This is a genomic window from Fulvivirga sp. M361, assembly GCF_007097395.1.
Taxonomy (GTDB): Bacteria; Bacteroidota; Bacteroidia; order Cytophagales; family Cyclobacteriaceae; genus Fulvivirga.
The window spans coordinates 171,397-183,529 of sequence record NZ_VKDC01000009.1 but is presented as its reverse complement, the minus strand read 5'-3'; the positions used below and the strand labels follow the sequence as shown (position 1 = coordinate 183,529).

General features: G+C 41.2%; 12 protein-coding genes. 6 read left to right on the top strand and 6 right to left on the bottom strand.

Going from position 1 to position 12,133, the window contains the following annotated elements:
- Nucleotides 1-159 precede the first annotated feature (159 nt).
- Genes FNH22_RS12815 through FNH22_RS12805 form a run of 3 tightly spaced genes read left to right on the top strand, consistent with a single transcriptional unit; the run spans nt 160 to nt 2,099 of the window.
- Complete coding sequence (locus tag FNH22_RS12815; RefSeq protein WP_143398783.1) at nt 160-498, top strand: hypothetical protein; 339 nt, start codon at nt 160-162, stop codon at nt 496-498.
- 2 nt (nt 499-500) lie between these two features.
- Entirely contained in the window at nt 501-1,295 is a 795-nt protein-coding gene (locus FNH22_RS12810) for a caspase family protein (protein ID WP_143398782.1), read from the top strand.
- 27 nt (nt 1,296-1,322) lie between these two features.
- Nucleotides 1,323-2,099: a hypothetical protein gene (locus tag FNH22_RS12805; protein ID WP_143398781.1), complete on the top strand. Its 777-nt coding sequence runs from the start codon at nt 1,323-1,325 to the stop codon at nt 2,097-2,099.
- Between the two features lie 197 nt (nt 2,100-2,296).
- On the opposite strand, the gene FNH22_RS12800 is transcribed toward FNH22_RS12805, so the two are convergent.
- Entirely contained in the window at nt 2,297-2,992 is a 696-nt protein-coding gene (locus tag FNH22_RS12800) for a phospholipase D-like domain-containing protein (protein ID WP_143398780.1), read from the bottom strand.
- Between the two features lie 27 nt (nt 2,993-3,019).
- Entirely contained in the window at nt 3,020-3,583 is a 564-nt protein-coding gene (locus tag FNH22_RS12795; protein WP_143398779.1) for a DNA-3-methyladenine glycosylase I, read from the bottom strand.
- A gap of 59 nt (nt 3,584-3,642) precedes the next feature.
- On the opposite strand from FNH22_RS12795, the gene FNH22_RS12790 reads away from it, so the two are divergent.
- Nucleotides 3,643-4,164 carry a RidA family protein gene (locus FNH22_RS12790; RefSeq protein WP_143398778.1) on the top strand — a complete coding sequence of 174 codons (522 nt, stop codon included), beginning with the start codon at nt 3,643-3,645 and terminating at the stop codon, nt 4,162-4,164.
- A 60-nt stretch (nt 4,165-4,224) separates the two neighbouring features.
- The gene (locus FNH22_RS12785) at nt 4,225-4,896 is read left to right on the top strand and encodes an OmpA family protein (protein WP_143398777.1); all 672 of its coding nucleotides are present in this window, start codon (nt 4,225-4,227) and stop codon (nt 4,894-4,896) included.
- A 163-nt stretch (nt 4,897-5,059) separates the two neighbouring features.
- On the opposite strand, the gene FNH22_RS12780 is transcribed toward FNH22_RS12785, so the two are convergent.
- The gene (locus FNH22_RS12780; RefSeq protein WP_143398776.1) at nt 5,060-5,425 is read right to left on the bottom strand and encodes a hypothetical protein; all 366 of its coding nucleotides are present in this window, start codon (nt 5,423-5,425) and stop codon (nt 5,060-5,062) included.
- 614 nt (nt 5,426-6,039) lie between these two features.
- Between FNH22_RS12780 and FNH22_RS12775 the strand changes: the two genes are divergently transcribed.
- Complete coding sequence (locus tag FNH22_RS12775; RefSeq protein WP_143398775.1) at nt 6,040-7,884, top strand: tetratricopeptide repeat protein; 1,845 nt, start codon at nt 6,040-6,042, stop codon at nt 7,882-7,884.
- A gap of 84 nt (nt 7,885-7,968) precedes the next feature.
- Here the strand turns inward: FNH22_RS12775 and FNH22_RS12770 are convergent, their stop codons facing one another.
- The 3 genes from FNH22_RS12770 to FNH22_RS12760 form a co-directional block, all read right to left on the bottom strand.
- Nucleotides 7,969-9,204: a DEAD/DEAH box helicase gene (locus FNH22_RS12770; protein ID WP_143398774.1), complete on the bottom strand. Its 1,236-nt coding sequence runs from the start codon at nt 9,202-9,204 to the stop codon at nt 7,969-7,971.
- Between the two features lie 215 nt (nt 9,205-9,419).
- A complete protein-coding gene (locus FNH22_RS12765) occupies nt 9,420-10,973 on the bottom strand; it encodes a hypothetical protein (protein ID WP_143398773.1) in 1,554 nt (517 codons plus the stop codon).
- Nucleotides 10,974-11,684: 711 nt separating this feature from the next.
- Nucleotides 11,685-12,125 carry a hypothetical protein gene (locus FNH22_RS12760; protein WP_143398772.1) on the bottom strand — a complete coding sequence of 147 codons (441 nt, stop codon included), beginning with the start codon at nt 12,123-12,125 and terminating at the stop codon, nt 11,685-11,687.
- Between the last annotated feature and the right edge of the window lie 8 nt (nt 12,126-12,133).

The following is a 12,133-nucleotide window of genomic DNA, read 5'->3' as shown; positions in this document are numbered from 1 at the left end:
TCTTCAAGACTTTACGAACGTGACCCTTCATTTACAAATTCCCTGATCTCGCTCCTTATCAGATATTGAAAAGTGCATAACAAGCAAAATCACCATTGATGGTGATGTTATGAGGGCGAATTTCCATCCAATTTTAGCTCCTGATCAAATAACAGAAAAATGGAGAAATACTTATTATGTCTATTGGGAGCGTGTATCCAGGAAGTATTGCATTGGGTAGACCTGAAGCAAGTATTAGGAGGTAATGTAAGGCTGACCAGGTCTGTAGACTATTGGATCATTACACTGGCGGCCATCGTTTTATTTTCACTGGCCACCCCAGTGCTGGTAGACAGCTTTGATGGTAAAGAACAATGGCACTACATCGTGGTGGCATTTATGTTTCCGTCTGTAATCCGAAAGTTGGCTAAAATTTCAATAGAGTGGATAAACCCGGGGCCCCCGGCCAAGTCACTCACCCACCAATTTAAAACTAAAAACTACTTTAAAATCTTTTGATCATGGCACATGGATATTCATTACACATCGGTATTAACTTTTTAGACACGCAGCACTATGGTGGCAATGGCAAGCTGTCATCGTGCGAAAATGACGCCAGATATATGCTGGACGTTTTAGGTGCACTAGGGTATGAGTCAAAACTGTTGCTCAGTGAAAACGCCACTCGAAAAAATGTGTATAAGCACTTTGCACATTATGCCACAAAAGCAGTAAAAGGGGACATCGTAGTCATTACTTATTCCGGGCATGGCTCTTTCATTCCCGATTATAATAAGGATGAAGACGATAACCGGGATGAAACATGGTGCCTCCACGATGCACAACTTATTGATGATGAAATACACCGGCTTCTCAGTGCTTTTAACGAAGGGGTAAGAGTCCTCATCATTACAGACAGCTGCCATAACAGGACCATCTACAAATCCTTTAACACACCTTCTGAATCTTTAACAAAGAACCTGGAACAGGAAAAATCATTTGAAGTGTTTCATCAAAACAAACTATTCTATGAAACCATCTTACAACAACTGGACCTACACCCAAGGCCTGTCTGCAAAGCAAATGTAATCACTCTTTCTGCCTGTGAAGACCATGACCAGGCCATTTCCGGTTATCCTCTGAGTGAATTCACACAAAACATCCGGGAGGTCTGGGACAATGGAAAATTTAGCGGAGATTATGGAACCTTCATAGAAAAAATCGCTCAAAAAACAACGGACCGTAACCCTCAGATCTCATTAGGAGGGATAGCTGATCAGACTTTTGCCCGACAAAGACCTTTTACCATATCATAAACACTCACTCTTAAATACTTAAACATCATGAAAATCAAATTCATACTATCACTCTTTTGCTGCCTCCTGGCCTTTAATCAGGCCCGGCCGCAGGAAGCTTCCACTTTTTACAAAGTCGTAGGGAACGATGTAAAAAAAGAGACTTTAAAAGGGATAGAAGAATCGCTAAATTTCTCACCCGATAAAAAGGCCCTCGGGGCTTCCCTGATCATTGGTACATTGCTTCCCCATTTGATTGACCTGGCACCAAAACTTTTTTACAATCCAAAAAAGTATATGAAAGAATCCGGTGTTGATGTGAGTCTTTTGAAGACTGCAAAAGCTAATTACGAGATCCAAAAATTCGATGCTATAAAAACCATCACTTATGAAAAAATGTCGGGAGCCACTACCATTACCCGGCTGGATTTCAAATTGAGCGACATAGAGCATACTGTACTCAAAGGCAGCAGGGCCATAGAGCTGTCTAATGCCGTTTTCAATTTAACGCCGGTAAAGCTAAAAGCCAAACACAAAAAAACGAATGTTATTATAGAAATCACCTTGAATTATTACGATAAGGACAAAAAAATGCATTCATTTAGTTTGAATCCTATAGAACTTAAAAACGTGACTCCGGGCCAGGCCTATACCTTGAAAGGTAAATATATTCAGATAATTCCTGAGATGGAAGCTGTAGAAAACATAAAAATAAAGGTTACGGAAGTCAATAGCCGTAAAAAGGACTGGGACAAATGGTTAGAGTGGTATAAAGGAAATAAAGATGATCTGGAAAAAATTATAACGGATCTAATCGAAAAATGATCATGTTGGTCAATGCTTAAACAGTTACAGATAGTGTTTTATTTTTACTGATATCTGCATACCTCACTTTGCCTGTTTATTTTTTCCTGATCAACTCTCCCTTTAATGGGGCAATGATTGATCAGGAAAAATTATGCCTTCCGTCAATGACCCCCCGATTAAGCAATGCTTATTTATATCCGGAGATCATCATCCCATCAATAATCCACCATACTATTCCAAAGCTTATTAAACTCATTTAAATAAGCTTTGATCGCTCCCGGGTCTTTCGTCAGAAGAATGTTCTCATAATTATATTTGGCAGCGCTCCTGGTCCAGTTATAGCTGCCGGTGATCAGGGTCTGGTCATCTACCACCATAAATTTATGATGCATATGGTTGGGGGTATCATCTATTTTAACCGCTACTCCTTCTTTTGACAATTGTTCAATATCCGAGCCCAGGTCTTTCGTTTTATCATCGTCGGTCAGGACCTTTATGTCAATCCCTTTTTTATGGGCAGACAGTATAGCATTGACGATCAGATCATCACTAATGGTGAAGACACAAATGTCTATCTTTTTGACTGCCTGTATGATCTGGTGGATTATTGCACTTCTGCACGCTTTGCCCGGGCTGAAATAAGCCTCCGAGGTATCATGTTTTATCGATCCGGTTATTGCCTTTATCGTGTTTTCCACCCACTGTATGACCAAACCGAAGTTTTTAGCATTGGCCTTTTCATGGGCGATGTCAAAAACCTTGCTTCTCAATACCTGGAGTTGATGTTCATCCAGATGTTTGTCAGATATCAACGCTTTTAATGATCTTTTTTCTGACCTGGAAAAGTAATCGTCTTCAATACTTTGATTCAGGTAATCGATGACCTCATGCATATCCGTTGGGTGCGTCACAGCTTAAACCGATGTTTGGTTTTCATATCATACCTCATTGAACCTAAAACAATCAATGGTATGATCATTTACCAACCCACATGCCTGCATATGGGCATAAATAACCGTACTTCCTACAAACTTGAATCCTCTTTTCTTTAAGTCTTTACTTAATGCGTCTGATTCACCGGTAGTAGCCGGGCACTCCGTATGGTCTTTCCAGTGGTTGACGATGGTCTCACCATTTACGAATTGCCATATGTAGTTATCAAATCCGTCAAACTCTTCCTGTATTTCCAGGAAACGTTGCGCGTTATTAACAGTAGCTCTTACTTTTAACTGGTTTCTGATAATCCCTTCAAAGGTGAGTAGCTCCTGTATTTTCTTCTCGTCATACCGCGCTACTTTCTCGGCATCAAAGTTGGCAAAGGCTTTGCGATAGCCGGCCCTTTTTCTTAATACTGTTGCCCAACTGAGTCCTGCCTGTGCACCTTCTAAAATAAGAAACTCAAAATGAGTTTTGTCGTCATGCACCGGAACACCCCATTCTTTATCATGGTAGGTGATGTATTCGTCAAACTGGCCTTCGGCCCATCCGCAACGCTTTTTCATAATAGATTGAATTAGATTTCTAAATTTATGAAATTGAAACCCTAAACCAGACATACATTATGAAATTAGCAACCTTACTCTCCTTTCTCTTGTTTTCAGTTACGCTAACATGGGCCCAGACTCCGGAAGAGCACCTTAAAACTCTTGGCATCAAGCTTTTTACACCCGCTAAACCCATGGCCAATTATGTGAAGGCTGTACGTACCGGAAACCTGGTCTTCCTGGCCGGACATGGGCCGGGAAAGGCGGATGGCACTAACATCACCGGCAGGCTGGGGCAGGACCTGACGATTGAGCAAGGTTACGAAGCTGCCCGAGTGTCCGCCATTGCCATGCTATCGTCATTAAAAGCAGAAATCGGTGACCTGAGCAAAGTCATCCGCATTGTGAAAGTTACCGGAATGGTGAACAGTACGGCAGACTTTTATGATCAACCGAAAGTGATCAATGGGTGTTCTGACCTGCTAGTCAAGGTGTTCGGAGAAAAGGGCAAGCATGCACGTGCTGCCGTGGGCATGGTGTCCCTTCCTTCCAATATTGCTGTGGAAATAGAAATGATCGTGGAAGTGCAGGAAGAATAGTTAAAAGGTGACCAAATCCACTTTCTATATCCTAAATTTACGCTCACAAAATATGAATATATGAAACGGATTTTTTGGGCAAAATTTGTTGTCTTGACATTAGTTGGCGCTATGTTAACATCTTCTTGCCAGGTAAGCAACACCGCTAAAGGTGGAGCCATTGGAGCGGTTGCCGGTGGTGCTCTCGGCGGACTTATTGGTCACAAAGCGGGTAATACTGCTGTTGGCGTATTAGTTGGGGCCGCCGTAGGTGGTACGGCCGGCGCTTTGATTGGAAGAAAAATGGATAAGCAAGCGCAAGAGTTACAGCGTGATCTTGACGGGGCCACGGTCCAGCGCGTGGGTGAAGGCATTTTGATCACCTTCAATGAAGGCCTTCGGTTTGACGTTAACTCCTCTTCCGTACGTTCTTCCAGTTCCGGTAACCTGACAGACCTTTCTACAGTACTTTCTAAATATGAAGACACGGAAATACTCATTGAAGGGCATACGGATAGTTCGGGGTCTGAAGATTACAATCAAACCTTATCTGAAAAAAGGGCTGAATCGGTCAAACGTATTTTGATCAAGAATGGCGTGGTAGCCGGAAGAATGACCTCCATAGGGTACGGTGAAGACCAGCCTCTGGAAGATAACTCTACTGAAGCCGGAAAACAGGCCAACCGAAGAGTAGAAGTAGCTATCTATGCCAATGAAAAAATGAAAAGAATGGCAAAAAAAGGTCAGTTGTAATACCAGTAAACTATCCGGTTATTGGTTGTTAAGATCAGACTACAGATAAGCAACCAATAACCTATTTCACTCCTTCATAATTAAGATGCTTAAGCATCAAGTGTTAGTGACAAAAATACATTACATCCGCACCCGGTATTGGTTAACAGCCACCATCATGAAATCATTTTCGGGTCAGTTTCAGGCCTTTCTTAAGTACATCAGACATATAGGAACCTGCAAAACCTATTAAGCTCGCTGATCCTACTTTATTTGCAGCCGCTGGCAGTGTCTCTGCAAAATCACCCAGATAGGATTGTAAATTTTCCACGCCGATGTACAAAAAGAACAAGCTCGTCAAAATATGTGTGATAATGTTGTCATACTTTTTTAAGAACCAATCTTTGAACCAGGATTTATTGCTGAACTTTCTATTTGACTCATCGTATTCGTCTTTGTCAATAGACCATACAATCACCCAGAAAAAACATATTCCGGCAAGCATTGCAACTAACTCATCCGGTTCTAAATGTCCAAATAAACTTTTCATTACTCAATAAAGGCTAGAGGTTGGGGTTAGAATTTTAACAAAAATGCATTATACAACTTATTCCATAGGGGCATCTAAATAAGCTGATATATGCATGGATTCTTAGTAAAAGTTAGAGCGTTTTATTGAAGAAACAAAGGTTTTAGTTTTGATTTTCTTATATCTCCAGAGGGCTTTTTGATAATACACCAGGACGGCTCAATGCTACCCGATCATAACTCAATAGAAACCAGCGAAATGCAATCATAAAGGTCTTCCCTTAGAAGATAGTGGCCTTACAGGAGAGGTTTTGGGAAAGAAGCATTACACCCATAATTGAAACTGCATATGAATGATACTTTGTCACTTTCAGGAGATGAAGAGATTCACGGTACCAGAACGATATTTTAATGGTTATAATGGTCAAATTATACGGGAAAAGCATCAGAAAACACTATCAGTCAGATACAACTAATAGAAAAGAAATACCGTTCGAACTAAAATAAACAGGTCCGATATAGTTAGGGTTACAATTTGGCACATCCTATTTTATTTTAGTGCGAAGGATTTGGCGACCTACATTTACCTGAAGGGTTTATTGTTAAATTCTGTAAAGCATAACAGCCAACAAAACCATGCATTTACACATCATTGGTGGGTTATTTCTTATCGTTTCGATGGCAACCCCTAACCCCAAGATAGACAGTTTAAAAAATGTATCTGCGGACCTGACCCCGGGAAAAGAACGAATAGACGCTAAGAACCAAATAGCCCAGCTATTCTTTGAGCAAAGGTCTGATTCCAGTTTGTATTATGCTGATCAAGCACTGAGAGAAGCGTCAGCTATCACCTATGAAAAAGGGATGGCCAATGCTTACCTGATAAAAGGCAAGTTTACCTGTTATCTGGGGGCAATGACTGAGGGCATGGAATTTTACAAGGAATCTATTCGTCTAAACGAAAAGATAAAGGATGAATTCGGGATTGCACGCGGATATCATTATATGGGTAACGCACTATCTAACATAGGCGATTATGAAACTCCGTTGGAATATTACAAAAAGGCAATCCCCATATATGAAAAATTGGGAGAAGAGGTCTTGGAGGCCATGGCTTATAATAACATGGGGTGGGTTCATTCAGAGTTGGGAGAAATATCCAAGGCACTTGAGATGCATACCAATGCACAAAGGCTGGCAGAAAAGATCAATCATGCTCCCAGCCTGATGGATACTTACCATGAACTAGGATATAATTATCTTCTAAGGAAAGAATTGGAGAAAGCAGAAGATATTTTTATGATGGCTCTACGTATTGCCAACCAATCAAACCAGATGGATAGAATATCTATTGCTTATGGCGACCTGGCCCTGCTATACGGCGAAAAAGAGGACCACAGGAAAGCGCTGGTGTATCATTTGAAAGACCTTGCCTTGCAATATGAAATGAAATTAGATCGTGACCTGCCACTGATCTACAATAATCTGGGTACTACCTATTTTAAGTTACAGCAGTACGATTCCAGTATTTTCTACTCACAGGAAGCACTTAAACTGGAAACAAAATTTCGGGATGAATACAATATGGCACTTTCTAAAATCAATTTGGGTTCTTCGCTGGCTGCAATAGAAAAAACGAAAGAGGCCGAAATTACCTTAACGGAAGCTCTCACTTTAGCAAAAAAAATGGATCATATGGAATTGATCATCAATTCTTTGGAACAGTTGTATTTGCTTTACAATGCAAAAGGTTATTACTGGCAGGCATTGGAATTTCACCAAAAGTACACCTTGTACAAAGACAGCCTCTTCAACAGTGAAAAAAGTAAGCAGATCGCAGAAATAGAAACCAAGTACGAAACGGAGAAGAAAGAGCAACTCATACTGGCACTCAGTTTAGAAAAACAAAACGCTGAAATACGCAGGAATGCCTATCTCATCAGCCTGATTTCTTCTGTTATTATAGGTGGGTTCTTCATATTCTGGCTGAGGTACCGTGTAGTTAAAAACAAGCAAATGAGGGAGAAGGAAAAGCAAATTGCAGAAGAAAAAATCAGCAGATTTCAGATCGAGCTTCGAAACTATACCGACAAAATGATCGAAAAGAATTTACGGATAGAGACGCTGAATGAGGAGCTGACAAATCTAAAAATGACTGTAAGCACCGCATGTCCCAATTATGAGGACAACATTGAGCAACTGATGCAATCTACCTTACTAACAGAGCAGGAATGGACCGAGTTTAAAAAGAAATTTGTTCAGGTACATCCTGGCTTTTTTGCTTATTTAAAAGTTAACTACCCTGACCTTACCGAAACAGAGCAAAGGTTATTTGCACTTGGTAAGCTCCAACTATCCAATAAAGAAATAGGGGCTATGCTGGGCATTTCCGGAAGTAGTGTCAATAAATCCCGTTATCGGTTAAGAAAGAAATTAGGCCTGAGTCCTGATGAAGTGTATGACTTGATCTCGTCGTTTTGATTATCAAGTAAACTCCAGGTTTCTAAATGTATCCGGCAGTGCCTTAGTTTCAACCCAAATGGTATAAGACGCCGCTCCCTGAAATCATCGCTTTCGTCTCCAATAGCTCTTTTTGTTACCTTTTCCTTTTGGCTTATCCTTTCTAAAGCCTGACCTTTTCTCCTGGGGTTTTACATCTTCCGGCTTATCTGTAAGCTCAAAGCCTTCCACAACTTCTGTTGGAAGCTTCATCCCGATGAGCTTTTCAATATCTCTCAAAAATGCCACCTCATCCAGGCTTACCAGTGATATGGCCTCACCTTTCGCTCCTGCTCTGCCCGTTCTCCCGATCCGGTGTACATAATCTTCCGGAATATTGGGTAATTCGAAATTAATAACATGAGGCAGCAGGGGAATATCTAATCCACGCGCTGCTATATCTGTAGCTACAAGCACTCTCACCTCTCCTCTTTTAAACCCGGCAAGCGCCTTGGTCCTTGCTCCCTGGCTTTTATTTCCATGAATAGCTGCCGCTGAAACATCACATTTGATCATTTTTTCACAAAGCCTGTTGGCACCGTGTTTGGTCCTGGTAAACACTAACACTTGTTGCCAACGCCCACCTGCAATTAAATCAATGATCAAATCTGTTTTACGTTTCTTATCTACACGATAGGCCTTCTGAATGATCTTTTCTACTGTAGTATTTTCGGGCGTAGCTTCCACCAGAACAGGCCGGTGCAAAAAACTATGGGCCAGTTTTTTGATCTCTTTCGAAAAGGTAGCTGAAAACAACAGGTTCTGTCTTTTTTGAGGTAATAGATCAAGGATTTTACGAATGTCTCTTAAAAATCCCATATCCAACATCCGATCCGCCTCATCTAACACCAAAATATCAACACTGGCCAATGACAATGCACGCTGGTGGTGCAGGTCCAACAATCTACCCGGTGTTGCAATCAAAAAATCAACCCCATTTTTCAGCGCTCTTATCTGAGGGTTTTGATTCACACCACCGAATATGGCTGCCGACCTGGTGTCCAAAAACGCTGCGTAAGATTGCACATTATCCAAAATCTGTGCTGCCAGTTCCCTGGTAGGAGTCAGCACCAACGCTCTGACCGGCCGTCTTTTTTGAGCGGGGCGTTCGGATAAAATATGTAAGATTGGTAAAGTGAATCCCGCTGTTTTTCCGGTCCCCGTTTGAGCAGAAGCGAGCACGTCCCTTCTTTCAAGAATAAGAGGTATGGCTTTTTGCTGTATGGGAGAGGGATCTGTGTATCCCTTTTTTTGGACCGCTAGTAGTAATTGTTTAGAAAGTCCAAGTGAATTGAATGACATATAAATTGTTTTGTGAATGACAATTTATTGTGAAGTGCCATTTCTGTTTTTAAGCTGCAAAGTTAATGCTAATTGTTTCATGTGTTCTATAAAAGGGGTCAAATCTGTAAATGCCGGGATTTTCAGGCTGGGTACTACAAGTAAAAAAATTCAATGAGATAACATGGGATTACACTTTTGACATGTTATGATGGGAAAACCCTGAAGATATATTATCACCTGGACTCAAAATACATAATATCCACCTCGCCGGACCTGTTATCAATTCTCATCAGTATTTCACCTACAGAGGAGTAGAAATTACTGTATACAACAGAATGCTTGTCCTTTTTTTCGATTGGATTTTTTTTCACAAATGCTTCCGACCTCAATTGACGGGAAGAATTGTGCACCATACTGTTGGTATACTGTTCTGCTTTTTTCTGGATAACAACATCCACTACCTGGCCCTCAGAGGTTATTTCATAAGAGAACAGCGTATTGGGAACATGGACCGAAAAATTAAGCGTTTCATCAGCCAGTACCTTGAGGGTGATCTTACGTAAATAGGGTGTACTATGTACTCTAAATTGTTTTTCATCCAGCAGTTCAGGCACATCCGAATGTATTGTTTTCCATATAAGGTTACCCTTGAGGTCATATTTATAGACGTAAAAACCATCATTTACCGGGCCTATCTTTTTAAATGGTTTAGGGCCCAAAAGACCATAGGCATATAAGTAGTTATGTTCAGCATCCAGGTACCAATGGCCAAAAGCGCCAGGTAACACAGGGCTCGTAGGGGTATTAATGGTAGTAGGAAGATTTGAACGCGATGAAGGCGTTCGGTTAGAAGACACAACAATGGTTTCTTGGAAAGGCATCTCATTAGTATGTGCGGTCCGTGGCCATGGAATGGTTTTTTGGAACGTCATATCCATCATGTTTTTCCACTTTTGGCGGGGAACAGAAAGCGCCCTGGCAGGTCGGATGAACTTATTATCGAAGGAAAGTTCAATGGGCTGCCGGTCAATGATCTCTGCCCTATCACCAAATGTTAGCATATCAGCATACGTTTCGCCGGTTTCGTTATCAAATCTTTTGGCTATCAGGTATTTTTCATTTTCGGTTTGCCCCAGGAAATGCCAAAATGTAGCATTTTCCAATGCTTTAAGCGGCGGAAGCTTAAAGTAAAAACGTTCCCATTTTAAGGCGTTGTGGTCAAAACGGTTGAGGACTAACCGCTCCCCGGCTTTTTTCTTTTTATGTATTTCCCATCCGTTTTCTGAGGCCAGGTAATACAGGTAAGCGTCGTCACAAAAAATGGCTTGCAGGCTCTTACCGAATTCCTTCCGTCCTTCGATAGCCATCTTCCGGGCCTTCCCCTCCTGAGTTATTTGGGTTAAATGATGGGTTTTATTGTTAAAAAGTAGTTTATTAGGTGATGCTTGTTCTTTGATCTCAATCGTATAACTTATTTTCCCTGAGGGAGAGGTCACCATCATGATCCTTCCTTCTTTCGAGCCATAGTGTTTTTCAATGCCCTTTTCCCACTGCTGATTACCTTTAGCATCAAAAAGCAAAAGTTGACGGTCCTTCTTTCTACCACCAATAGAAAAATGGGATAGTATTAAAAATCCTTTTTCATGAAGATGGATCATGTCCATAGGATATTCTACATCATCCAACTTTAATTTGCTCCGTTTGTCCTGGGCGTCTGTTGAGATGGTAAAAACAAAGGCCAGGGCCAATGGTAACAGGTAGTTTACTTTTTTAACGAGGGCATGCATTATTCAAAAAGTTTGGTTTGTTGATTTTGCGTATTTTCCCTTACGCAAGGGTCCGTTTTGGGGAAAGCTGTCATCATCAATGATCGAGCTCACAGCTGCAAATGTAGGTCAAGCGCTGGCCCTGTTTACTGCTAAAACCAGGCAAATATTACTCCTGAAAGTTACAGCTCATAGTTTTGGATAACAGAAACTGATGTGTGCTCTATCTTTAAATCAGCCATTTTTTCTCAATCCTGACTCTCACTCTCATTCCTTAGCATAGTATGAACTGGGCTGTGCATCTTTTGATGAAGCTATAGACTTTTGGAACCCAAGAGATACAGGGGCAGGGTGCTTCAATGGGGTATGTTCTTACCCAATGGAGATAAGGACAGAATCGTTGAAAAGTACTATGAAATCTCATGGGATCAGCTACAATGATATGCTAAACAAATCACTCGTCACGATCAGGAATTGATCAAGGAATTTGAGGACCGGCTCAAGAAACACAAGCGAAACATTGAGCGGGATTACTTCGCTCAGGTTACACAAGATTCAAAGGGGTTTCCCAAAATCATTTTCAGCTAAAAAAATCGTTTCAATGCATAGAAAAATGACAAAAACGCTGACAATAATGGTACAAGCGCAGGCCATGATCACAGAAACGCTACCTGACATGGTACTCTAAAGCCTGCCTCGCTACCCGGCAGGCTTTAAAGCAAGTGTGACCCATTAAGGAACCCTTAACAACTCAAAGCGTTCACCTTCATCTACAAGATGAAGTGCTGTCTCAGAAAAAAAGGTTATGTCCCAGTCATCTGAAACTTCGTACAAGTCCTCACCAAAGGACTCATTCTCATCGGCAAGAGATGGTACTGTAATATCAAGTTCCCGACCCTGGTCTCGTAAGGTCCATGTGCCTGTAAGCAATTCCGAATTGTTCCTGAAAATTATAAATTCATTATTAGTAGCGAATTCAAACGTTATGCCACTAAAAGAACTTGTTTCATTCTCTTGTTCGTCCTGGTAAAGCTGTACACGCCACAAACCTAAGAGCTCAGATTCTTCTACCTGAAGGCTATTCTGAGGCTGTGGATCACTATCATCATCGCAGCCACCCAATACAAGTGAGCAGCATAACATTATCATAAATTTTACTTTAGCATTATTCATAGCACTCC